Below are 24,248 nucleotides of genomic sequence, written 5' to 3'. Positions count from 1 at the left end.
GATGGTGGCGCGGCTCCTCGTCGTGCCGCTGCTGGCCGGTCTCGTCCTCCTCATCGGCGCCCCGCCCACGGCGGCCGAGGCCGCACCCGGCTGCTCCGGCCGCCCCGCGAAGACCATCGCGTTCGCGACCGGCGAGCTGCGCGTCTACAAGAGCCGCGCTCACGCGTGTGCCGTCACCGTCGCCAAGAATCCGGGCAAGCGGCGGGCGATGAGCGTCACGCTCCAGCCGCGCGGCGGACGCGTGGTCAAGGACAGCGGCTCGTTCACGCAGATGGCCGGTCCGGTGACGGTGAACGCCCTCAACCGCTGCGTCCGGGCCACCGGAGCGGTCGCCGGGAAGTCGGCCGCCACCGGCTGGATCCTGTGCTGAGCGCACCGTAGGGAAAACGTGTGAGGAAGCAGGACACACCCAACCGGGTCTGGCGCCCGGCACGTTGACCTCGCTAGGTTCACGGCGACTGTTGTGAATCAAGGGGAGGGTGTATGCGCAAGGCGCTCACTGGGGTTCTGTCGCTCGCGGTGCTCATCGGCACGGTCAGCGTGGCGGGAGCCTCGGCCGGTGCGGCCACCGCCGCGGAACCGGACACGCAGAGGAGTGGCACCGCCGCCGTACGCGGTGGTGAAGCGAGCGACGAGGACATCAAGGACCGCATCCTGGCGATCCCGGGGATGAGCCTGATCGAGGAGAAGCCGTACTTCGGCTACCGCTACTTCGTCCTCAACTACACCCAGCCGGTCGACCACCGGCGCCCGTCCAAGGGAACGTTCCAGCAGCGGATCACCGTGCTGCACAAGGACATCGCCCGCCCGACGGTCTTCTCCACCAGCGGCTACCACGTCTCCACCAACCCCGGCCGCAGCGAGCCGACGCAGATCATCGACGGCAACCAGGTCTCGCTGGAGTACCGCTTCTTCACGCCGTCCCGCCCGGCGCCCGCCGACTGGTCCAAGCTCGACATCTGGCAGGCGGCCACCGACCAGCACCGGGTGTTCACCGCGCTGAAGAAGATCTACCCGAAGAAGTGGCTGGCCACCGGCGGCTCCAAGGGCGGGATGACCGCCACGTACTTCGAGCGGTTCTACCCGAAGGACATGGACGCCGTCGTCGCGTACGTCGCGCCCAACGACGTCGTCGACCGCGAGGACTCCGCCTACGACGGGTTCTTCCGGAACGTCGGTACCAAGGAGTGCCGCGACAAGCTGCAGGCCGTACAGCGTGAGGGGCTGATCCGCCGGGCCCCGCTCCTGAAGAAGTTCAAGGAGCACGCCGCCGCCAACGGCCTCACCTACACCACGCTCGGCTCCTTCGACCGCGCCTACGAGGCCGCCGTCATGGACTACATCTGGGCGTTCTGGCAGTACAGCACGCTCGCCGACTGCACCGAGATCCTGCCCGACGCCAAGAACGCCACCGACGAGCAGATCTGGGACGCCATCGACGCGATCTCCGGGTTCGGCTTCTACTCGGACCAGGAGCTGGAGACGTACACCCCGTACTACTACCAGGCGGGCACCCAGCTCGGATCCCCGGACATCAAGCAGCCCTGGCTCGGCAACCTGAGCCGCTACGGCTACCAGCCCCCGCGCAACTTCGTGCCGCGCTCCATCCCCATGAAGTTCGACCGGGGCGCGATGCGGGACGTGGACAGCTGGGTCCGGAACAACGCCCGCCAGATGCTGTACGTGTACGGCGAGAACGACCCCTGGCGTGCGGAGCCCTTCCACCTCGGGCGCGGCGCCAAGGACAGTTACGTCCACACCGTGCCGGGCGCCAACCACGGTGCCCGGATCTCCGGACTCCCCGACACCGAGCGGGCGAAGGCCACCGCGGCGATCCAGCGCTGGGCGGGCGTCGCTCCGGCGGCCGTCCAGGCGGACCCGGCGAAGGCGAAGCCGCTGGCGAAGTTCGACACCAGGCTGGACCAGCTGAACGGTGAGATCGAGCGCGACGAGGCGGTGCTCCGCCCGTAGCGGCTCGTGCCGCCGGCTCCTCTCCGTACCGTACGGAGAGGAGCCGGCGGACGCGCGCTCTAGTACGACAGCCCGTGGCCCACCGGGTACAGCACCCGCGCCGGGTCGTCCGCCCGCTGGACCGGGACCGGGAGCCGGCCCTCCGGACGGGCGCGGCCCGCCATCACCCGGGCGGCGGCGCGGAGTTCGACGTCCGTCCAGGAGTAGGACGCCAGGATCGCGGCGACCCCGCGGCCGGTGAGGTGCGCGGCGTCGTACGGGTTGCGGATCGCGACGGCGACGACCGGCACGCCGGTCGCCACAAGGGCCTGGACGAGGGCGAGTTGGGCACTGTTCGCCGTGACGTTGTACGTGGCCACGACCACCGCGTCCCTGCCCTGTGCGGCGGCGACGGCCTCGGCGGTCTTCGCCTGGCTCGGAGCCGTACCGGTGGACAACACCATTGCCGAGAAGCCCAGTTCGGTGAAGGCGCCCGCCAGCGTGGTGGTCGGCGGGCCCGTCGTACCGGATGGCGAGGCCGGGTCCGCACCGACCACCAGCAGCCGGCGGTGGGTGCGGCGGGAGAGCGGGAGCAGGGCGCCGGGGTCGGCGAGCAGGGTCGTGGTGCGCTCGGCGATCCGGTCGGCGTCGGCGAAGTGCTTGCGGATGCCGACCGTGCGGTCGACGCCCCGGCGGCTGACGAACGGGTCGCGGAACAGGCCTAGTTTGCTCTTCAGCCGCAGGATCCGCAGGACGGACTCCTCGATCCTCGCCGTACTGATCTCGCCGCCCCGGACCGCTTCCAGTACAGCGTTGTACGCGACCGACAGGTTCGGAGGGTTCAGCAGCTGGTCCACGCCGGCCAGCAGCGCGAGGACCGGCACGCGGTCGTCGCCGTACTTCGTGCGCACGCCCTCCATACCCAGCGAGTCCGTCACCACCACCCCGTCGTAGCCCAGCTCCTCGCGGAGGATGCCGGTGAGGATCGGCCGGGAGAGCGTGGCCGGGTCCTCGGACGGGTCGAGCGCCGGGACCACGATGTGCGCGGTCATGACCGAGTCGATACGGGCCCGGATGGCGGCCCGGAACGGCGGCGCGTCCAGCTCCTCCCACTCCTGCCGGGTGTGCTCGATGACGGGCAGCCCGGTGTGGCTGTCGGTGTTGGTGTCGCCGTGCCCGGGGAAGTGTTTGGCGGTGGCCGCGACCCCGGCGCCCTGGTACCCCTTCACCTGCGCCGCGACCAGCTCGGCCACCGCCTGCGGATCGGAGCCGAAGGAGCGGACGCCGATGACCGGGTTGGCCGGATTGACGTTGACGTCGGCGTCGGGCGCGTAGTTCTGGTTGATCCCGAGCGCGGCCAGCTCGGCCCCCGCGATCCACGCCGCCCGCCGCGTGTCGGACCGCGACCCGCCCGCGCCGAGCGCCATCGCGCCCGGCAGCAGGGTGGCGGGCTCACCGACGCGGCAGACGATGCCGTGCTCCTGGTCGGTGGAGATGAGCAGCGGCACACGCGAACGCTCACCGAGTGCGGCCTGCTGGATGCCGTTGGAGAGGTCGGCGATCTGGTGCGGGTCACGGGTGTTGTGCGCCCAGGCGAAGTAGATGATCCCGCCGACGTGGTACGTGGAGACCAGCTCGGCGGCGGTACGCACCCCGATCTCGCGGAGGTTCGCGTCGATGTCGGCCTGGTCGGGGTCGGTGGCGGAGTGCCCGTACACCCGCATCACGAAGAGCTGGCCGACCTTCTCCTCCAGGCTCATCCCGGCGATGATCCGCCGCAGCCGGCGGTCGGTGGAGGCGTCTGTGACATGCGCGGAAGCGGGGCCTGAGGCGGAGAGGACGCCGGTGGCCGCGGCGGCCGTGGCGGCGGCGGTGGCGGTGAGGAGGGTGCGTCGTGAGGTGCGGTGGGGCACGTGAGCTCCTTCCCTGACTGAAAGAAACTTCCAAGATGATACGGATATAGGGAAAGTAACTTTCGGTCAAGGGGGCAGGAGCGGCCCGGCAGCGACACGCGCGCGTTGGGGTGGTCCGATCGTCGGGACTCCCGTCCCTGTCGGGCGCAGCCGATCGAGGCTCCCCTGCACTCGTCAGCCCTGGCGGGGACGGGCCATCACGTGCGTGCCATGCATATGGCTGTGGGGGTTCTGGCCTCTGCCACGGAAAGTCAGCCACGGCGACGGGCACGTCGACCGACCACCCGCCACGTGTGTCTCGCTCAACCCTGCACCGGCATCAGTCCAATTATCTTCATCATCACGGCCCCCAGCCAGGCACCAGGCGTGAGCGTCCGGGACGGCGTGAGCCCGCCGGGCGGCCTCTCGGGTGCCCGGCCAGTCTGCTGCTGAGCGGTCGCACCGGGGCTTCCGATTGGTGGTCCGGCCTATGCTCCCGGGCTCTGCGCGCCGAGTGGTCTGCGGCCGTCGCCAGCGGGACGCCCTTGAACAAGTAAAGGAACTCTGAAAAGGATCGGTAAAGCCGCGGGTCAGAGGTGGTAAGTCGGACTGGCGGTGCGGGCTGAGGCGGTGGATGTGGACATTGAGAGCACTACCGCCCCAGGTGTGAAGCGCCGTCAGGAAGACGTCGGACTCGCTCTCATCGCACCCACATCGGCGTCACCGCCACCGTCTACGCTCACGTCCGACTCCGCCTCCAGCGCGAGGCCATCGACTCCCCTCGGCACCGCGCTCGGCAGCCGGGGAACCACCGAGACGGCCCGCTCCGGCGGCGACGAACCACCACCCCGCGCCACTGGCGTCCGCTGACGTTGCCGTCAACTACTGCCGTCAAACGCCAGATCAGCCCCGCCAAGCACAGCTTGGCGGGGCTGATCTTTACCACTGCATGGTCCTTCTCATGGCGCGGATGGGTCGAATCGGGTAACGAACCCCATGCGGTCCATGAGAATCAACGTTACGGAACCCGACACTTGAGACCCATCAGAAGGAACCGAAGAACCGGTCCCACCAACTCGGCCCCCCAGAACCGTGGAAACGCAAGAGAGTGGGCCCGCCATAGCTTCTTTCAAGAAGTTCTTCCGGAATCGTGATGTACCCCGATTCAGCGAGAACTTGCTCTATCTTCTTAAGGTCATTCGCGTCGAGCTCGCCTTCAGCCTGCGCTTCATCCGTACCCAAGAAGGCGCCAGGTTTATCGGCTGCGGCCATTGCCAATGGTTTGAACTTGCTCAATCCTCGTCCCACGGAAAGTGGCTTCCCCCGGCACTTCGATTCGTCCGTACTACGCGGAGTCCTGGATGTCTCGATCGATTCCACAAGGCGTCGAGAAGCGAGAACCAACCTGCACAGCCAGACGACTGAACGAAGCTGCAGCATCGGCCGCACTGTAGCCAGCTGGCATTTCTGGACATTCGGGATCGTCCAAACGATGTAACAGTTCCATCAGATTCGCATCTCTCTCCATCAATCCTCCAATCATCGAATTCGCTACACCTGGATCGGGTGAAGTTTCCTCAGTGCGGGAAAGTTGTGAGCACCTTCCCGGGTGAGACGTTCGTAACGCACCTGCATTCTCACCCCTCCCACTGACCCGATCACATTCTGAACCGCAGGTTCGCCCTTCCTGGTCTTCGGAGCTCTCTCGGCATGCGCAGCAGATCCCTTGCGCCAGATCCTTTGACTATTTGGACTCGTCACCACGTCAGCAACAGCATCCAAAATTTGGTCATCAGACCACCCCTGCGGAAAAGCGTCCTTACCCGGCGCTCCCGGGTATCTGTGACCATCAAGGATGTGATCTGCCCTCCCGTCACCGATCAGCTCCCGACCAATTCCGCAGCTGCTGTTGTGAACGAGTACCGGCCTTTCCCCCGCCAGCACATAGTGCGTGTGGAGGTGTGTGACGGGTCGTGACGGTGGGTAGCACCAATCTTTCACCACTTCACCCCAGTATAGATATATCGACATTACGCCCCTCTCCCGGCTCTTCCGGGCGAAGGGCAAGGCGTCGCTTCCAAGCGGGATCAGAGCCGCCTGCATGAAACTCAACGACCTCTCGAAGAACGCCGACCCCGAAGAGAGAACCTCCGCGACGCCGCCCCGGGGAAGCGTCCGAGGGTCCGGTCGGCACCCGCCCTCGTCGCACCCGGTAGGTAAGCGCATGTCGGACAACCCGAGCGCCCCCACCGATGGGCATGGGTGGGGGCGCTCGCTATCCGCTCCGACGAACTGCCGAGACATCACTTGCTCGCGCCGGCATTTGCGGGGCAGATTCAGTACGAATCACCTATCGAGAGTTCCGGCGAGTCATCATCCTGACTCCAAGAGCTTTCCAGAGTCGCCTTGGCCGCCTTCGCCACAGCCCGAAGCTCCCGCCACTCAACCGCTTCACCGAGTGCGGCATCCGCCCATATCAGCTCGGACCCCGCATTTACAGAATCCGCGTATTCACCGACCGACTGAAGCAGGCGATATTCCTCATTGCTCAGCGAACGATCACCCACTCTGGCACGAGCCACATGCAGCACATCGTCGAACTGAAGCAAGATTTCGTCTGCTCCCACCTTTGATGCCTGCAAATACGCAGCTTGGCGATCGGCTTCCGCGCCGAGTAGATCCAACACGGTGAGAGCCCATCGCCGAAATGCAGCAAGCTGCTGCTCCCCGGTCATCGGATTACCCCTCCCAAATCCCCTTGAGGGCCTACGGCTCTCCAGTAGGCGCCCTCACCGTGACGGGTAGTGCTGGGATTCCACCTGAGCATCCGCCCTGTGGGATGCCCCCGATCCGTGTATTCGCGTATCACCCATCCACCTCCTGCGTTCTTGCCGCGCCCCAGCCCTTCTTCACGCCATCCCGACTTGCCCGCGAAGAATGGCTTGACCTGATCGGGCGTTACGCCACCTTTGAGGACAGACGGGGTATCGAAGAAGTCATCCACCGAGCGAACACCGGGGAGTCGACCAGCCTTCTCCGCGAGCTGCTTTCGAAGGTTCTCTCCATTGGCAGCGCTCGTAGGGCAATTACTGTTGTGAACCAGTACCGGCGTGGCCCCCGCCAGCACATAGTACGTGTGCTACGCGGCCCCTCTCTATCTGCGTATTCGCAGATCAGCGCCGGTTTCGGGTTCCGCTGGTGTCCGTGGTTGTGCGGGGGAATCCGTGGGTGTTGCCGTCGCTACTGCCGTCAGGAGCGCGGGGCGCACGGTGGTGCTGCCGCTGGCGCGGTGGTCGGCGCAGGGGGACTTCACTGCCACGCGCCAGGCTCGGCGCGGAGTATGGCGCGGACGGTCTGCTCGTAGTGCGGGTGGCCGGTTCGGGCGCAGTGTTCGGCGATCCAGCGGGTGAGCTCGTCCGGGGTGTGCAGGGTGCCGGATGTGGCACCGCAGTTGCTTTCCTCGCCGGTGACGCAGACCGCCGTGAAGGCCGGCAGTGCCAGGGGGTCGGGGACGGTGGTCACGTGGTACTCGCGGAAGCGATAGCGCCCCCGTGCGGCGTCGCGGACCGGTGCGTCGGCGTCCGCAGAGTCAGGCACCCTCGTCCACCTCTTCCTCTTCCGGGTCCGGGAGGCGCTGCCCGCGCGAGTCGGCTACTCGGAGCGCGTCCGCCAGGGCCTCGGTCAACCGGCGGGCCAGCCAACGGTATTCGGTGGCCGACAGAGTTGGCACTCCGGGAGCCGTGGCTTCTCGGGCGTGCTCCAGCAGCTCCTGGCCCATGCTGAGCTGTACCGTCTCGATGCTGTCGGCGAGGGTGGAGAGGTAACCCCGGCCGTCGGTGCTGAGGTAGCAGGGCTTCCCCTCCGGGCTGGTCCACGGCAGTAAGCGGGGGCCTCCCCCACCCGACGCGGCGTCGTACAGGTCTCTGCGACGCATGCGGTCGGCATCGCTCCTGGGCTGGCTCACTGGGCACCCCCGGCCTGGGTCACTGATGGTGGACACACCGACCGTAGGCACTGACGAATCGTCACCCCAGTTGAGGAACATGGCAGTTCGCGACTCTTGGTTCGCGAACTGCCACGCTGCGTGGCAGCTACCCGGCGACGCCCAGGTAGTCGGCCATTTCGCGCATCTCCGTCGTGAGGGTGCGCTTGCGCTTGCCCAGAATCTCCTGCATGGTCTCGGCGGCCCCATTCTGGTGCCGCAGCCACTGCGGGGCGGCTTCCCTGGCGCGGGTCAACTCGTCCATGGCGGCGGACAGGTCGCCGGTCCGGGTGTGGGCGCGCGCCACATCGAGGGTGAAGCGGTTCCCGTCGTTGGTGCTGGGCCTGCCCAAGCGCTTCCATGCCTTGGGCGACAACTCTTCCTGCTCGCCCGCCTTACGCACTACCGCGCGGGCGTCGCCGATGACCAGCGAGTCTTCGAGTGCCTTGACAGCGACGGTGACCGGCCCGAAGACGGACCAGTGCCGGGAGACGTTGCGATGTGCCGTCCCGACCGCGGTTGCCGCGACCCGGGCGGCTTGACGGTACGCCTTCGCCTCGTCGGGCCGGTTGTTCCTCGCGGCTGCGGCGGCGGCCTCCATCGCCAGGCCGCCCCACACCGCGTAGTGGTCCGGCTCGGCCCCGGTGATCTTCGGCTCCACCGCGTCCATACTCTGGGCGGCGACCTGTTCCGCCTCGTCCAAGCGGCCCTGCCGCACCAGCAGCCAGCACATGCAGCCGACACCGGAGCCCGCCGCAAGCAGGTCTCCGGCCTGACGGGCATCCATGATGGCGCCACGTACAGCGGCGTACGCGATGTCGTACTGCCGTACCTGGGTGAGGTAGGTGCCGGCCAGACGCAGCGCCTCGGCGCGGGCCAGCAAGGCCTGCCGGTGCTCGTCCCCGCTGTCGTAGTAGGCGACGGCCTGTGCGGCATCACGCAGCAGGCCCGGCAGTTGGGCCGCGACGCTCTTGTAGCTGTCGGAGAAGTACAGCACCCGTGCGTCTTGCAGCGTCCGCCGGAAGGTGCGCAGGCTCGGTTCCTCGGCCACGGCTTCGGCGTCCTGGTCCACGAGCCCGACGGCTGGAGTGAGGGCGGCGCGGATCTGGATCAGGTTGACGCGATTCGGCTCCTCGGCCCGCCCGACGGGCTCCGGGGCATCGGACGCCATCAACGCGGCGGTGGTCACCCCAAGCGCTCGGGCGAGCGTGTGCAGGGTCTCCATGCGGAGAGTGCCGCCCTGCTCGGCCTTGCGAACCGTGCCCGGCGATACGCCTGCGGCATGGGCCAGTTCCTCCTGGCTCATCCCCGCGCGACGCCGGTACTTGCGGACGTTGTCGGCCAGCTCCGTAATCATCAACTCACCACCTCCCACTCCACGGTACGCCCGGCCGGCACATCACCCGGGGACGATCCGGCAGACACCCACCCACAAGGGCTACCCCACCACCTGGCGCGCCGGAACTCCGGCAGAATCGGGGCCTGAGCGGGAGGGGTCCCTCGTCGGTCGGGCAGCTTCGCCGTGCCAGGGTTCCCCGGGGGCCGCCAAGGCTCACACCGTGACGCGTGCGCTCGGCCTTGGCGGCCCCCGGGGGTTCCTGGTACGCCTCCGGTGACCGGGCGGCGAGGGACCCTTCCCGCGACCCACGACCCCACACCACGACGAAGCCGCACCTTGACTCGGCCCCCTGCCCCTCGGAGGAAGGGCCGGGGTCTGGGGCGGAGCCCCAGGTGGCTTGCTGTGCTGGCTGTTGCGCGCCCGGACCGGCGGGGCCGTCGCCAGCGGGGCGGAGACAGGAGCGGGCGGCGGCCCCGCAGGGCCGGAGCGCGCGGGCCGCGCCAGCGGACCGCCTTGAACCAGTAAAGAAACTCTGAACAGCTCACCCACCCGGTACTGCGTGTCCTGCTACTCCGCCGGGTGCGGCCGATTCAGCGTCGGCGTCTGCCTTCGTTCAGCCGGTCGTGCAGATGCTGGGCCTTGGCGGCAGTCTCCTCGGGCGTGTAGTTGCCGCTGAGGCGCTTGCGTTGCTCCATGACGGCGCGCATCGCGTCGCGGTGGGCGGTGGCGGCTTCGAACTCGGTGCTGGCCTTGGTGAACCTTTCCTCGGCAGCGACGAGTTCGGCGGCTACCTCTTCATCGGACTTGCCGCTGAGCCGTACTGCTTCCTCGTCCGCCTGGCGCTGGGCGATGCTCTCGTCGAGCATCTCGTTGTAGCGGTTGAGGAGCTGATCGCGCGGGCTGAGTTCGCGGACGAAGACGCCTCGGCCCTGCACGGAGTAGATCAGCCCCTCTTCCTTGAGGACCCGCAGGGCGTTCTGCGCGGTGGAGTTGGCGATGCCGAACTGTTCTTGCATTTCGCGGGCGGACGGCAGCTTGGCACCGGGTGTGAGCTGGCCGTCCTGGATCTGCTTGCGGAGCGTGTCCGCAGTCCGCACATATGGGGGGCGGGGATCGTCAGCGGGGCTGGTGGCGGTCTGCCATCCGCGCTGACGATCCCCGAGGCCTGTGTACGCGGGATCGGACTCGCCGGGATCAGCCCCGTCGTTTGCCACTGGGGTCTCCGGCTCCCCTTCGGACGGCGTCTCCTGCGTGCGGACGTAGCTGCCCCTGCCGAGGACGGAGTAGATCAGCCCCTCGCGCTTGAGGAGCCGCAAGGCGTTTTGAACCGTGGAGCTGGCGATGCCGAAGCGTCGTTGCAGCTCGCGCGCGGCCGGAAGGCGCTCGCCTGGGCGCAACTCGCCGTCGTGGATGGCAGCGCGCAGGACGTCGGCGGCCTGGACGTACGGCGGCCGGGGGTCCTCTCCCAGGGGCAGCTTCATGGCACGAGGGTAGCGGCGTCAGCACTCATGGCACACCCGGGTGTCCTCGGCGTTCCAGACGTATCGGCGTAGCGATTCGAATCGAGCGTTGCGTGTGTAGCGGGCGTACCGCTATGGTTATGGCGAGTCGATCAAGCGGCTCCACCGAAACAAGGGGTGTGATGGCATGGCCATGACCCGTATCCGTGTTGCCCTGCTGCCGTCGGCGGTCTGCATCGCGGGCACCGAGCCGGTTCTGAAGATCAAGGACCAGCAGACCGGGGAGGTCGCTACCGACCGGGAGACCGGGGCGTCGCTGTACACGGTGACCGTGATGCTCATGGAGGACGGCCGGGCCGAGGTCCTGAAGATCACCGTCCCGGAGACGGGCCTTGCCGCCGGGCTCAAGCCGGGCGCGATGGTCCGGCCGGTGGACCTGTTCGCGACCCCGTGGGCGCGGATCTTCAACGGTCAGCTCTCCGACGGCGTCGCCTACCGCGCTGCCCGGCTGGAGCTGGTGACGGTGGAGGCGGCCCAGTGATCCGCTTCGAAAACGCCGCGCCAGAGCGGGAGTTGCACCCGCTCCGGCCCCTGCCGGGGAGCGAGGGTAAGGCCACGTTCTCCGCCTCGTCGGCGGTGCTCGATCTGCTCGGCCTGAGCCCGGAGCAAGCGGGCCGCCTGGACCTGGCCCACGTGCTCCGCCTGATACGCGAAGAGGGGGCATGACATGGATGCCGTGACAAAGTACGCGCCGGACGCGCTGCTGGTCGTGGTCGTGCTGATGGGTGTGTGGCTGCTGGTGACGGTGGTGCGCTACATGCGGGCCGACCGGGGCACGCGGGTCAGCATGCGGCAGGCCGTGCGGGTGCGCTGGGGCTGGGTACGGCTCGCGCGGATGGCCGGGCTGACGGTCACCGACAAGACCCCGGGGCTCCTCGCCCAGATCACCGCATCCAAGGACGGCCCCACCCCTGCGCCCCGGGTGCTGACGCCCCGGATCAAGGTCAAGCCCGACCCGTTCGGCGTGATCGTCCAGGCGCGCACGCTGCCGAAGGTCGGGTTGGAGGAGTACCAGAAGTCGGCGCGGTTCCTGGCGGACGCCTGGCGGTGCACGCGGGTTTCCGTCCTGCCGGACGGCCCCGGCAGGGTAGTGATCCGGGGCGTGCGCTCCGACCCCCTGACCACGCCGACCACGCACCGGCCCACCGGCCTCCCGCCCGTGGACCTGACGCGCTGGGAATTGGGCATCGACGAGTACGCCGCGAAGGTGTGCGTGTCCCTGGCCAACGTGCCCGGAGTGACGGTGGCCGGCGTCCCGGGTTCGGGCAAGACCTCGGGGGTCAACAAGTTCGTCTGCGACTTCGCTCCGTCTCCGTCCGTGCAGATCGTGACGGCGGACGGAAAGGTGTCGCGGGCCTCGGAGGGCGACTACGCCGACCTGGTGAAGCGGATGTTCGCGTTCTGCGGAGACGATCTCGATGAAGCGAACGCGTTGTTCAAGCGCCTGGTGGAGCTGCGCAAGCGGCGCTCGGCGACCATCCGTGACGTGCTGGGCGTGAAGAACATGTGGCACGTCGGGCCCTCGCCGCAGTGGCCGCTCACGGTCCTGATCATCGATGAGGCACACACGTACTTCCGCGAGTACAAGGGCAGTGACGCCACCACCAAACGGCTGGCCGCGCTGACGGCGGAGAACGCCCGACTGGTGGAGGACCTGGTCAAGAAGGGCCGCAGCGTCGGCATCCTGGTGATCCTGATCAGCCAGAAGACCACCGGCGACGCCATCCCCACGTTCATCCGTGACGTGTGCCCCATCGGGCTGTCCTTCGCCCAGAAGACCGTGGAAGCCGCGGTGGCCGCACTCGGTGACGACATCCGCAACTGGCCCGATGCCAGCCCGGTCACCTTGCAGGACCCCGCCTACGTCGGCGTCGCGGTGATGGCGATGCAGGGCCGCCCCGGCTACACCCGCATCCGCACCCCCTACGTCTCCGACGCCGACGCCGCCCGCGTCGCCGAAGCCACCTCGCACCTGACCGCCGACCCCGACCTCTGCCTGGACGCCCTCCTCGCCTCGACCGGCCGGACCACGGCACCCCTCCCGTCGCTCACCAAGTAGCCCCGAAAGCCCACACCGGAAAGGAGGTTGAGGACATGGCGGAGGAACGGTTCACCCGGCGCACCGTGACCGTGGTCATGGCAGTCATCGCGGCCCTGGCCTTCGTCTTCTCCTTCGGCAACGTCTGGGCGCTCGCCCTGCGGCTCGGTGTCCCCCATCCGATCGCGCCGCTGATCGCCCCCATGGTGGACCTGTCTGTCGTCGGGCTCCTGGTTGCGCTGCGGTTCCTGGCCCTGCGCGGCGTGCCCAAGGCCGAGTTGCGGGCCGGCACCCGGCTGCTGCACCTGTGCGGCCTGCTCACCCTCGCGCTGAACACCGCCGAACCGCTGCTGGCCGGACGCTACGGACGGGCCTGCCTGGACACCGTCGCCCCGATCCTGCTGCTCGGCTGGGGCCACGTCGGCCCTGCCTTCCTTGCCCAGTTCCAGACCCTCACCCGTCCGACCCCGCGCCTGGAGGACACTCCCGCTTCTGCCTTCGACCCGGTGCCCGACGAAGCACCCGCCCCCGAATCAGCACCCCCGCCCTTCATCCCGGTCGTCGTTGCCGCCCCGGCCGAGGAACCGCAGCCCGTCCCGGCTCCGGCCACTGCTCTGCCCGTCACCGTCGCGAAGACGGCTCGACCCGCCTCCGTCCCGGCCCTGCCGGCTGCCCTGCTGGACGCGGCCCGGCGCATCGCGGACACCCATCGCGCCGATCACGAAGCGCCGATCACAGCGGCCCAGTTGGGGACTCGCATGGGCGTCGCCCTGCCGGTGGCCACCGCCGCACTCGCTCAGCTCTGAGCCCCGGCCCCCACCGGCCGCATCCCCCTCGCCGAACCCCACGCCCGTCCATGGGCCCTGGTTCGTCATGCCCTGAGCAGCACCAACATGCCTCCTCGCCTGGCTGGTTGCTGCTCGGGGCCACCCACCCGACAGAAGGGACACGCCCCGAATGGTCACCCTGGACCTGCGCCACGTGGCAAGCCCCGCCGTACGGGACCTGATCCACCTCGTCAACCACCCCGACTTCAACCGCGCACAGCAGCAGATCGAACACCTCGGCGGCTGCACCGAACCCATCCGCCTGACCGGCCACACCACCACCGTCGACACCACGACCGGTGAAGTCCTGCGCTCCTACACCTCCTCCGAGGAGCCCACGGGCAGCCTGCTCACCACCTGTGGCAACCGCCGCGCTTCTCGCTGTCCGGCCTGCTCCCGCCTCTACGCCGCCGACACCTACCACCTCATCCGCGCCGGCCTCTCCGGCGGTAAGACCGTCCCCGACACCGTCCGCACCCACCCCCGCGCCTTCGTCACCCTCACCCCGCCGTCGTTCGGACCCGTCCACAACCGCCTCGCCACCCCCGGCGGCGACATCCGGCCCTGCCGCTGCCGCAAGCTCCACGACCCCACGGACGCCCTGCTGGGCACGCCGCTGAACCCCGCGACGTACGACTACGAAGGCGCGGTCCTGTTCAACGCCCACGCCTCCGCCCTGTGGGCGCGCTTCACCACCTACCTGCGCCGCGAGATCGCCGCCGCGCTCGGCATGACCCAGAAGGATGCCCACGCGGTCCTGCGGGTCTCCTTCGCCAAGGTCGCCGAGTACCAGCAGCGCGGCCTGGTCCACTTCCACGCCGTCATCCGACTCGACGGCCCGGACGGCAGCAGCCAGCCCCCTCCGCCGTACGCCACCGTCGCCGTACTGACCAAGGCTGCCCGCGCCGCCGCCAAGCGGGTCCGCGTCACGGTGAAGTCGGATGCGGTCGGGGAACGCGAACTCGGCTGGGGCGAACAGTTCGACGTGCGCGAGATCGCCTCCTTCGGCACCGACGCCGAACTCACCGACCAGGCCGTGGCCGCCTACGTGGCCAAGTACGCCACCAAGTCCGCCGACGCCTCCGGCACCCTCGACCACACCCTCCTCTGCCGCCCCTGCCAGGGACGCGGCGCCACCCTCCTGCCCCACGGAACGCCGCTCCCGTGCACCGGCTGCGGCGGCACCGGACAGGCCCGTCCCCTGCCCCGGCTCGCCGTCGCCCGCCACGTCCGACAGATGATCCGCACCTGCTGGGAGCTGGGAGCGCTGCCCGAGTTCGCCCACCTCAAGCTCCGGAAGTGGGCGCACATGCTCGGCTTCCGGGGCCACTTCTCCACCAAGTCCCGCAGCTACTCCACCACCCTCGGCGCCCTGCGCGACGCCCGCCGCACCTGGCGCACCGAACAGGCCCGCGCCCACGCCGACCTGCCCGACGTCGACTCGACGACCACGCTCGTCGTCAGCCACTGGGATTACCTCGGCTCGGGCTACAGCCCCGGCGGCGCACTCCTCGCCGCCCACGTCTGGCACCGCAAGGAACTGGAACGGCAGTTCGCGGCCGAAGGGGGCTGCTGATGGCCTCGCCCCCGCTCACCGTCCTCCATGCGGAAGCGGCCCCGGCTCCGGCGCTGGATCTGCTCACGGTGCCCCAGGTGATGACCCGCCTCCAGCTCGGCCGCTCCGCCGTCTACGACCTGCTCCGCACCGGACAGCTCGCCTCGATCACCCTCGGCCGCGCCCGCCGCATCCCCAACCACGCCCTCACCGACTTCATCCGCACCCGCCTCGAACAGGAAGCCGCCTGATGACCACACCCCGCCCCGCCTCCTCCCGCCGCTCCCGTGCCCGTGCGAATGGCGACGGGACCGTCTACCAGCGCAAGGACGGACGCTGGGAAGCCGCCGGATACGTCCTCGCCCCCGGCAACACCCGCCGCCGCGTCCGCGTCTACGGCACCACCCGCAAAGACGCGATGACCAAGCTCACCGAGAAGATCGCCGCCAGCAACCGCGGCCTCCCCGTCGCAGCGGCCGACAGCACCGTGAGCGCCTATCTTGCGTACTGGCTGGACGGCGTCGCCGTTCACCACCTGCGGGAGAACACCCACACCCGCTACGCGGCCACCATCCGCCTCCACCTCAACCCCGGCCTCGGCGTCAAGAAGCTCGCCCGGCTCACCACCCGCGACGTCCGCACCTTCCTCGACGGACTCCGCACCACCTGCCAGTGCTGCGCCCAGGAACGAGACGTTGTTCGGCGGTCCTGCTGCGCCATCGGCCAGTGCTGCGAAAAGCGGCTCTCGCCGCTGACCGTGACGTACGTCCACGCTGTGCTCAAGTCCGCCCTGGAACATGCCGTCCGCGAGGACGAACTGCCGCGCAACGTCGCCCGCAACGTCAAGACCACCACGCCCCGGCCCAGACGCTTCCAGCCCCTCACCGCCACCGAAGCTCGGAAGTTCCTCCAGTCAACCAGCAGCTACCGGCTTCACGCCCTGTACGAACTCGCCCTGCGCACCGGACTCCGCAAAGGCGAACTCCTCGGCCTCCACTGGGAAGACCTCGACCTCGACAGCGGCACCGCCACCATCCACCGCTCCCTCCAGCGCACCCGAAGCCAGGGCCTGACCATCCTGAACACCAAGACCCTCGCCTCCGAACGCCGCATCGCCCTCCCCACCGAATGTCTGAGCTCCCTCAAGATCCACCAGGAACAGCAGCAGGAAGAGCGCCAGGCGGCCGGAACGGGCTGGACGGACAACGGACTCATCTTCACCACCCCGAAGGGCAGGCCGCTCGACCCCGGCAACCTGACCCGCCGCTTCCGCCGCCTCCTCCACAGCGCAGGACTCCGGACCATCCGCTTCCACGACCTCCGACACTCGACCGCCACCCTGCTTCTGGAACAAGGCGTCGACCTCGTCGTCATCAAGGAACTCCTCGGCCACGCCCACATCGGCGTCACCGCCGGCGTCTACGCCCACGTACGACTCCGCCTCCAGCGTCAGGCCATCGACACCCTCGGCAACGCCCTCGGTAACGGCGACGACGCCCCGACGACCCACCCACCGCAGCCGTAGTCCGCTGACGTTGCCGTCAGCGTTGCCGTCAGAAGACGCCAGGCCCCGCCGGATATCATTCCGGCGGGGCCTGTTTGATCAATTTTCCCGAGCAATGGAGATGCTCAGATATCAGGCGTCCCGCGCCAGGCGTTTACCGAACCCCCCGACTCGGTTCAACCTATCCACGTGAAGAAGTATCACTCGCTGGGATCGTGTAGGCAGCTGCGAGGCTCTCGTCGAAGAACACGATCAGCTCGTCGGGCATATACGTAAATCCCTCCCCCTCAGCCGCACCTAGAGCAATAACCAGGCTTGACTTATTGGAGAATCCAAGGCGATACGCCCACGGCATTTCAGGACAACCTTCGTTGGGAACGTGCCAGGCGGGACTGATTTCCACAATATCCACCCCGAGAAACCTCTCCCAATCGACATGGTCGCTCACGTCGACAGTATCCCCAGGCAAGTCGGCGTCCGACTCTCCAGGATCCCTAAGCTCGATTGCCATCCCTTCATTGAGGCCATCCATCGCCCAGGACAGGGACAGTGCGGCCCCGGTGCTCATGACCAGGTCAACGGCCATGTCGACTTCATGAGCACGATCCTCCCTGTGCCCTTCGGGCCAGGTTTCCCCCTGTGGAACTACGTAGCGGACCGCACTCACAGACGCCCCCGCGATCGCACCCCGAAGGTCAGCGCGACTAGCGTCGCCGCGCGCCTTCGCGTCCCACGGCTCGATTACCAACATGCCTAGTACCGCCCGAAGTATTGGAACTGCCCATTTGCGTCGAAGGTTGCACCGATCCCGCGCCCACCAGCAGGGTCCGGCATGATATATCGCGTTCCGCCCGCGAAGTTGCCGGAATTTACAGCGGACGTAGCGGTTTGCGGATTGGTCAGAATGTCGTCCAACAAATCCTGCCCGGCAGTCTTCAACTCCTTGCCGGGAACCACAGGAAGATCGCCGCGGTTCATGTGCTTCTGGTACTCACGACCTGCATGAGTCGTCTTCCCCTTTGCTGGACGCATTCCGCTCTGCGAAAGCGCATCCAGATCAGGGCAGCCTCCGGAGTTATGCACGAGCACGGGAGTCTCGCCCGCCAGCACATAGTACGTGTGCAGGTCCGCGATGGTGAGGTTGTGAACGTCAGCCTGCTGCTTCGTGTGCCTGACGCTCGTGATCTGGAAGGTCTTACCGCTGGTGGTCTTGAGCGTTTGCCCTGCAGTCAGGTTACCGGCGGTGATCCAGGAGTTGAGGGCGGGTACCCAGAACGGATGGCCGTCGGTCGCGGTGATGCTCACCTCTTCGCCTTCGATGGCGAGGGCGATAGTCACCAGGTTCTTCAGGCCGGTGCCGGTGATCTCCGCTGTCACCGTTTTGACCGAGGTCTCGCCGGTCCGGGGATCGGTGGCCAGAACCTTGTCGCCGATACGGACGTCCTCGATGGGCTTCGTCGTGCCGTCGGCCATGAGGACTTCGGTACCCGGAACGAAGCTGTTGCAGCTCTTTGCGGCCTTCAGGACTTTGACGCCCTTCAGGGCGCGCGCCCAGGGCAGGTCAAGAGCGGCAGATCCGCATGCGGTAGCGCTCTGGCCCGAGAGGCAGCTCTTCCAGGCATCGACGTCGGGGACGATGAGCGCAGAGATGATCTGGTCGAAGAGGTTGGGTGTGTGGTCGATGATCCCCAGCGCCTCAGCAGCTCCGCAGAACGCCTTGGTTTCGCTGTCCCCGTTGCGGCACTTGCCTTCCGCCCAGGCTTCGATGCGCTTTTCCTCGGCGTACTGGGGGTACATGCCCTCCAATTCGCGGGCCGCGGGAATGATCACGCCCTCGATCTTGGTCTGCCCGTTCTTCTGGCTGACGTTGATCGCCACTGCCGGGCCGACTTGCGGCTTGCCCTTACCTGAACTCCCGCCGCTCCCTGCTGATTTGGGCTTCCCCTTAGGTGTGCTGCAGCCGTAAGTGCTGCAGCCCGGTCCGTTGCCCTTGTCAGGAGCCCAGGCGGAGTCTGGGTTGCCGTGGCTGCACCCGTCGCAGTAGAGGCCCGTGGGGTCGGAGAAGGTGAGGGGGTTGTTGTTGGCGTAGGCATAGCCGTTGATCTGCTGCGGGTCGGTCAGGTCCATGATCGGGTCGACCGAGAGGAAGCGTCCGGTTGCCGAGTCGTAGGAGCGGGCACCGACTTGAGTCAGGCCGGTGGACTTTTCGATGGTGCCGCCGACGAAGCCCTTGGTACCGGGCCAGGTGGCTGGTTCCGAGCCGCGGGTTCCGCCGAAGGGCAGACTTCGGCGCTGGCTGAGCTGCTGGGTGGCGGCGTCGATGGAGAGCAGTGCGGTGCCGTGGTGGTCGGCGGTGGTGAAGGAGACCTTGCCGTTGTCTTCCTGGACGGCCTGGTGGCCACCGCCGAGGTCGATGTACCGGGTGCCCTTGGGCGTGGTGGTGCCCTTGGCGACGGTGATCTCGGTGTTGCCGAGGTAGAGCGTGGACTCGGTCGGGGTACGGGCGATCAGACGGTTGCCGTCAGCGTCGTAGAGGTAGTCGGTGACCTTCGGTGAGCCGCCCTCGACGGGCTCGGTGACCTTGACGAGCTTGCCTTCGGCGTCCCACTTGAGCGTTTGGCTTGTGCCACCGCCCAAGGTGCGGGTTTCGGTGTTGCCGGTGGCGTCATAGGTGTAGAAGTCCCCCTGGGTGACGCCGGGGCCCTTGCGGGTGACCGATGTCAGGCCGTGCGGACGGACCGTGGTGGCTCCAGGGGTGGGGTAGTCGTAGGTGCTGGTGACGTTCTTCGTGGTGTCACCGGCGGTGTTGTGCTCCGTCTCGGCGGTGCGGTTGCCGGTCTTGTCGTAGCCGTAGGAGGACCAGTAGGGGACGGGGCCGCCGATGACGGCGGCACTTGGCGCGTCCGCGCAGGTATTGGTGGACTGGGTCCACGCCTTCGTCAGGCGGCGCAGGTGGTCGTAGGTGAAGCACTGGTTGTCAGTACCGGTGCGCGAGGTGTCCGAGACGGAGAGGACATTGCCGGCCTCGTCGTAGCGGAAGGTGGACGACTGGTCGACGCCAGGGATGTCCTCGCGATCGACCCGGGTGTTCAGAAGCCGCCGGGTGCCGGGCTCGTACTCATTGAACACCTGTGTCCTCTTGCCGCCCGCGTTGGACAGTTCGTGCTCCAGGGGCTTGCCGGTCAGGCTGTAGGAGGTTGTGGCTTTGATGCCCTCGCGGCCGTTCACGGCAATCGGCCGCAGTGTCGCGTCTTCATGGACGAATACGACGGACGAGGCGGCCAGGCTGCCCGCCTTGGGCAGGCCGACGCCGCTGACCACACCGGACGACTTGTAGGTGACGGTCGACAAGTGAGTGCCGGAGAGTCCGGCGTTGGCGGTGGTGGCCGGGATCGTCACGGAGGTGCGCAGTGGCCGGTAGAGCTTGTCGTAGGCGACCACCTTGTTGACATAGGCCTTGCCGTCGTCCGCGTACCGTGTGGACTCGGCGAAATGGCCCTTGGCGCCGCTGATGGTGTCGTACGTCCACGTGGCCCGCAGGGAGCCGCTCGACGAGTCGGAGCGGATCTCGGTTCGGCGGCCGAGTCCGTCGTAGGCGTAGGCGAGCTTGGTCTTGCGGGCGTCCTCGGTGGAGGTGAGGCGCCCCCGGTCGTCGTAGGAGTACGTGAAAATGCCCTTGTCGGGGTCCGTGGTCTCCTTGACCTGCCCGAGAAGGTCGTACTTGTAGGTCCACTGGTTGCCTGCGGGGTCGGTGGCCTTGGCCAAAACCCCTGTTGGGGTGAAGTCGTACTTCGTGGCGTCGAACGAGGCGTCGACCGTGCGCTGGTGGTGCTGGCGCAGTTCTGTGGTCTGGCCGCGAGCGTCGGTCAGGGTGGTGGTGGCGGTTCCGCCGACGGGCGGGATGACGGTGACACGGTCGCCGCCGTAGATGTTCCGGGTGATGCCGAGGACCTGGCCGCCGTCGCCGTCGCCGAACATCTGCCGGTGTTCCGTCTGCCGGCCGACTCCGTCGTGGGTGTAGCGGTTCTGCGTCTCTATGCCGCGGGCGTCCTCCGGCTTGACGAGGGTGGTGGAGGGCTTGCCAGTGGCGTAATAGGGCAGGAACTCCTTTGTCGCCAGGCCGCGTTCGTCGTAGAAGACGTCGGTGAGCAGCTTTCCGCCCTCCGGGCCGGGAGCCTGCGTCTGGCGCGGGCGGAGGAAGCCGTCGTAGAAGACGTAGGAGGTGTCCTGGCCGCTGTCGTTGCCGAGCGTCTTGGTACCGACGGCGATCGCCTGGTTCTCCCCGACGGTGTAGCTGTACTCGTACGTGGGGGTCTCGCCTGTCAGGCGGTCGGCGAGCCAGACCTTTGTCTTCCGCCCGAGTGCGTCGTAGGCGAAGTTGGTGACCTTGTCGTTGGTGTCCGTGATGCTCAGCTGCATGCCGCGCAGCGGGTCCCGGACGGTAGTGGTCGTATGAGCGGTGGCGCTGTCCGTGCCCTTGGCCGGCGGAGTGGTGACCTTGGCCGAGGCGGGGAAGCCGGAGCTCGGTGTGTAGGCCGTGGTGGTGACGAGGCCGTCGCTGCGCGGGGTCCGGGTCACCGTGTCGTTCTTGACGGTGACGGTGCCACTCAGGTCGTTGGTGGTGAGCTTGCGGCCGTAGCTGTCGTAGGTGGCCGCTGTCTCGGTGTAGGTGGCCGTGGTGCCGTCGTGCGTCTTGAGTATCGCCGTTGCCGTGGCGGTGCCCTTGGTGGGTGTGGCTCCGTAGCCGAGGCCGTCATATGCGGTGCGGATGTCGGATATGACGTCGCCAGGACGTGCGGGGGTGGTGGTGCATGCTTTGGAGACCGCCTCCGCCCGGGAGGGAAGCGCGAGGATCGTGCCCGCCGTCGGGTAGGAGGTGCGGGTGCACTTGTCGTCGCTGGTGGTGGAGTCGTCGCCGCGGTCGTCGATCTGGGTGATGCGTCCAGCGACGGTGTCGAACGTGTTGGAGGTCGTTGTGGTCCGCCACCGGCTGCCGGCGCCGTCATCGAGCGAGGTCCAGGACCGGGTCTGTGCGGTGCCGGTGAAGTTGGCCGTCACTGTGCCCCAGGAGCGGACCTTGCTCGCGGTCTCGTGGTGCCAGGGGCGGCTCACGGTCTTGCCGAGGACGCGGCCCTGGGGGCCTGAGTACTGCACGGTCTTGTACTCGAAGCCCGCGGCCGACTCGTGGTCGGTGAGAGCGTCGCCCTCTCCGGTACCGAGGGCCACGGTGACGGATTTGGTGCCGCCGGACGGCGCCTTGCGGTCACCGTTCATACCGCGCAGGAAGTAGCTGTCCGCCTGGGACTTCATCGCGGCGGCGCCGCCCCGTCCACCCGTCCTGACGCGGACGTGACCATAGCCTCGCCACTGCGACCAGGTCTTGGTCTCCTCCTTGGTCAGCCCGTCATCGTCGTCGTAGTGCCATGCGGCGTCACCCAGGTAGTCGTACATCGTGACCTGGTCGGGCGAGCCACCGGTGCGGTCGGTCAGCGTGACGGTCGAGGTGACGTACTTGTTGAACCAATGCAGCTCGCCGTCGTCGGTGCTGGTGGCTCCGATGGTCTGAGGGAAGCACCGGGTGGCGTTGGTCTGAGGGGTCGGCAGCGCTTCCGCGTTGCACGTGGGAGCCGAGTAGTTGGCGTCGATTTGGCCGCCGGCATCGTCCCAGACAGAGCTGAGGCGTTCCTTCACGAAGGGGGCGTAGCCGTCGTCGGGCCTGTCGAGGCGGTTGACGAGCTGGGTGTATCCGAGGGTGGTCTTCGGCAAGGTGATGGCCGGGGTGGCGCTCCTGCCCGTGCGCTGTATGGACTCCAGCAGCAGTTGGTAATCGGTGTCGGCCATTCCCCAGCGGTGGCTGAGCGTCCACGAGTCGACGTCCGCGTAGGTGCCGTTCCGCAGGACTTGGGTGGCGACGGAAGCGAGCCGCTTGGTGGTGAAGAAGACTGGTGCGAGTCGGCCCCGATCACAGGTCGCACCGGTGTCGCAGTTCAGGTCCCACGGAGTGTCCTTCCAGGGGAAGGCGTCCGTCTCCACCTCGGGGCAGGTGGTACTGCCCGAGGGCACGCATCGCTTGCCGTTGGTGAAGTCGACCTTCGCCAGGGCCTTGGCCGAGTACATGCTGTCGGAGCGCAGCCCGTACTCGATGCGGTCGAGGGAGCCGCCGCGGACGTAGCGGGTGTTGGCCTTCTCGTCCAGGTTGCGGCCGTAGGAGTTCGACTCTTTGTCGTAGTAGTAGGCGATCGCGTTGCCGTGCGGATCGACGACGTAGTCCAAGTTCCAGCGCCAGCCTTGCTGACACCAGGAGTTGGCGAACGTGGAGGCGTGGCAGGGCTCGTTCGCGTCGTCACCGAAGACCGGGGCGGTCCAGGTGGAGTCGGTGGTTTCCTTGCCGGTTGCCCAGCCGGGCAGACGGTTGTACCCGAAGAAGTACCGCACCCCGTCAGGTGTGGTGACCTGCCAGTACTCGTCGTCCCGGGCGCCATTCGCCCGCACGTCCGTGCTTGTTCCTCGCTTGCGCTGGATCTTTGTGCCGTCGTCCTCACGCAACCGGAAGGTGTCGGTGCCGGTCGGTACGAGTTCGCCGCCCTTGCCGTTGAAGGAGATGAACGCATTGTCGTAGGCCCAGCACAGGTCGGCCGGCTTGCCTCCGTCAGGGCGCTCGACCCCGTCATCGGCGCACGACTTGTAGCGGCGCTCGATGGATCCGGGCCACAGGTCGAACCCATCCCCGGCCCACGATGCCTGGTTGTTGCTGTTGCCGGTGCGCCCGTCGATGGATCCTGAGGAGTAGGACAGACCGACGCTGGGTGCCAGTCCACCGGGAACCTCCGGCACATTCATGGCGTACGACCAGGAGAAGTCACCGGTGTTGAGGCTTGTGCTCCACTGCGCAGAGGGTGAGAGGGGGGTCGCCTTGTAGTCGCCGCCCATACCGGCGTCGGCCGCGACCGCGGCCAGGACCGTGGCGCCGGAGGACGCGAGGGAGACACGCGGGGCGGTGAGGGTCTGCTTCTCGGTGTCGTTGACGGTATCGACCGGCTTGGCGAAACGGCACTCGGTCTTCGCCGGCGTGGACAGTGCGCAAGCCGGCAGCTCGACCAGCTTCAGTCGGCCGGCGTAGCCGCCACCGAACGCTCCGACGAAGGAGGAGTAGTCGAGACGGGCGCGGACGGATGTCTTCGACGTGGCCGTGCCAGCGGCTTCCAGACTGAACACAGGTCCGTTCGATCCCGCCAGCCGGGCCACCTGGCGGTCGAACATCCGGGTTCGTACGGACCCGGATGCCTCGGAGTTGCCCAGAGCAAGGGGTAGCCTCCCTGCGCGGACGACGGACGAACCGCTCTTCGGCACGTCCACGGTCACCGTGCCCGCCTCCGGCCACACGGCTCTTGGGACCTTCACGGGAGAGCTTGGCTGCATGGCATCGCGGGGGACGAAGGGGACCGGTGTGACCGCGACCGGCTTCTCCGAGGCGGGGAGGTCGGGGCGACCTGTATCAGAACTGACAGCCGAGGCGACAGGCTGAGTCGCTGCCTGGAGCAGAGTCCCCAGCATGACCACGGCCGAGGCCAGTGCTATCCGGCGGCGCAGGGAACGGACCCGGGTCCGTTGTCTACCGTTCATCCTCATCCTTCGTCGTGC

General features: G+C 67.8%; 18 protein-coding genes. 9 read left to right on the top strand and 9 right to left on the bottom strand.

What is annotated here, in order from left to right; genetic code table 11:
* Position 1: 1 nt before the first annotated feature.
* Together ACQP09_RS10595 and ACQP09_RS10590 are read left to right on the top strand one after the other, a co-directional pair.
* Entirely contained in the window at positions 2-370 is a 369-nt protein-coding gene (locus ACQP09_RS10595) for a hypothetical protein (protein WP_433406543.1), read from the top strand.
* Positions 371-483: 113 nt separating this feature from the next.
* The gene (locus ACQP09_RS10590) at positions 484-1,971 is read left to right on the top strand and encodes a S28 family serine protease (RefSeq protein WP_433397887.1); all 1,488 of its coding nucleotides are present in this window, start codon (positions 484-486) and stop codon (positions 1,969-1,971) included.
* Positions 1,972-2,030: 59 nt separating this feature from the next.
* Here ACQP09_RS10590 and ACQP09_RS10585 read toward each other — a convergent pair whose 3' ends face one another.
* The 7 genes from ACQP09_RS10585 to ACQP09_RS10555 all read right to left on the bottom strand — a co-directional run bounded on the left by ACQP09_RS10585 (position 2,031) and on the right by ACQP09_RS10555 (position 10,644).
* Positions 2,031-3,863 (bottom strand): glycoside hydrolase family 3 protein, encoded by a 1,833-nt coding sequence (locus tag ACQP09_RS10585; protein ID WP_433397885.1) that lies wholly within the window; start codon positions 3,861-3,863, stop codon positions 2,031-2,033.
* Between the two features lie 1,023 nt (positions 3,864-4,886).
* Positions 4,887-5,282, bottom strand: a complete 396-nt coding sequence (locus ACQP09_RS10580; RefSeq protein WP_433397883.1) for a hypothetical protein — start codon at positions 5,280-5,282, stop codon at positions 4,887-4,889.
* Positions 5,283-6,178: 896 nt separating this feature from the next.
* Positions 6,179-6,577 (bottom strand): hypothetical protein, encoded by a 399-nt coding sequence (locus tag ACQP09_RS10575; protein ID WP_433397881.1) that lies wholly within the window; start codon positions 6,575-6,577, stop codon positions 6,179-6,181.
* 574 nt (positions 6,578-7,151) lie between these two features.
* Positions 7,152-7,439 carry a hypothetical protein gene (locus tag ACQP09_RS10570; RefSeq protein WP_433397879.1) on the bottom strand — a complete coding sequence of 96 codons (288 nt, stop codon included), beginning with the start codon at positions 7,437-7,439 and terminating at the stop codon, positions 7,152-7,154.
* Complete coding sequence (locus ACQP09_RS10565) at positions 7,432-7,776, bottom strand: hypothetical protein (protein WP_433397877.1); 345 nt, start codon at positions 7,774-7,776, stop codon at positions 7,432-7,434. Before ACQP09_RS10565 ends, ACQP09_RS10570 begins: the two co-directional genes overlap by 8 nt.
* 157 nt (positions 7,777-7,933) lie before the next feature.
* The gene (locus tag ACQP09_RS10560) at positions 7,934-9,181 is read right to left on the bottom strand and encodes a helix-turn-helix domain-containing protein (protein WP_433397875.1); all 1,248 of its coding nucleotides are present in this window, start codon (positions 9,179-9,181) and stop codon (positions 7,934-7,936) included.
* Positions 9,182-9,753: 572 nt separating this feature from the next.
* A complete protein-coding gene (locus tag ACQP09_RS10555) occupies positions 9,754-10,644 on the bottom strand; it encodes a GntR family transcriptional regulator (RefSeq protein WP_433397873.1) in 891 nt (296 codons plus the stop codon).
* A gap of 166 nt (positions 10,645-10,810) precedes the next feature.
* Here ACQP09_RS10555 and ACQP09_RS10550 point away from each other — a divergent pair, with 166 nt between their 5' ends.
* The 7 genes from ACQP09_RS10550 to ACQP09_RS10520 all read left to right on the top strand — a co-directional run bounded on the left by ACQP09_RS10550 (position 10,811) and on the right by ACQP09_RS10520 (position 16,628).
* Positions 10,811-11,164 carry a hypothetical protein gene (locus ACQP09_RS10550; RefSeq protein WP_358225413.1) on the top strand — a complete coding sequence of 118 codons (354 nt, stop codon included), beginning with the start codon at positions 10,811-10,813 and terminating at the stop codon, positions 11,162-11,164.
* A complete protein-coding gene (locus ACQP09_RS10545; RefSeq protein WP_328560393.1) occupies positions 11,161-11,349 on the top strand; it encodes a hypothetical protein in 189 nt (62 codons plus the stop codon). Before ACQP09_RS10550 ends, ACQP09_RS10545 begins: the two co-directional genes overlap by 4 nt.
* Before the next feature lies 1 nt (position 11,350).
* Positions 11,351-12,742, top strand: coding sequence for an FtsK/SpoIIIE domain-containing protein (locus ACQP09_RS10540; protein WP_433397870.1), 1,392 nt, complete (start codon positions 11,351-11,353; stop codon positions 12,740-12,742).
* 35 nt (positions 12,743-12,777) lie between these two features.
* Complete coding sequence (locus tag ACQP09_RS10535) at positions 12,778-13,527, top strand: DUF2637 domain-containing protein (RefSeq protein WP_433397865.1); 750 nt, start codon at positions 12,778-12,780, stop codon at positions 13,525-13,527.
* Between the two features lie 151 nt (positions 13,528-13,678).
* A complete protein-coding gene (locus ACQP09_RS10530) occupies positions 13,679-15,124 on the top strand; it encodes a replication initiator (RefSeq protein ID WP_433397863.1) in 1,446 nt (481 codons plus the stop codon).
* Positions 15,124-15,354 (top strand): helix-turn-helix domain-containing protein, encoded by a 231-nt coding sequence (locus tag ACQP09_RS10525; RefSeq protein WP_433397861.1) that lies wholly within the window; start codon positions 15,124-15,126, stop codon positions 15,352-15,354. Before ACQP09_RS10530 ends, ACQP09_RS10525 begins: the two co-directional genes overlap by 1 nt.
* Positions 15,354-16,628 (top strand): tyrosine-type recombinase/integrase, encoded by a 1,275-nt coding sequence (locus ACQP09_RS10520; RefSeq protein WP_433397859.1) that lies wholly within the window; start codon positions 15,354-15,356, stop codon positions 16,626-16,628. Before ACQP09_RS10525 ends, ACQP09_RS10520 begins: the two co-directional genes overlap by 1 nt.
* Positions 16,629-16,788: 160 nt before the next feature.
* On the opposite strand, the gene ACQP09_RS10515 is transcribed toward ACQP09_RS10520, so the two are convergent.
* Together ACQP09_RS10515 and ACQP09_RS10510 are read right to left on the bottom strand one after the other, a co-directional pair.
* The gene (locus ACQP09_RS10515; RefSeq protein WP_433397858.1) at positions 16,789-17,193 is read right to left on the bottom strand and encodes a hypothetical protein; all 405 of its coding nucleotides are present in this window, start codon (positions 17,191-17,193) and stop codon (positions 16,789-16,791) included.
* Positions 17,194-17,360: 167 nt separating this feature from the next.
* A complete protein-coding gene (locus ACQP09_RS10510) occupies positions 17,361-23,867 on the bottom strand; it encodes a polymorphic toxin-type HINT domain-containing protein (protein ID WP_433397856.1) in 6,507 nt (2,168 codons plus the stop codon).
* Between the last annotated feature and the right edge of the window lie 381 nt (positions 23,868-24,248).

The organism is Streptomyces sp. CA-146814, from assembly GCF_050942385.1.
Classification (GTDB): Bacteria; Actinomycetota; Actinomycetes; order Streptomycetales; family Streptomycetaceae; genus Streptomyces.
This window is presented reverse-complemented; position numbering and strand designations above follow the sequence as displayed.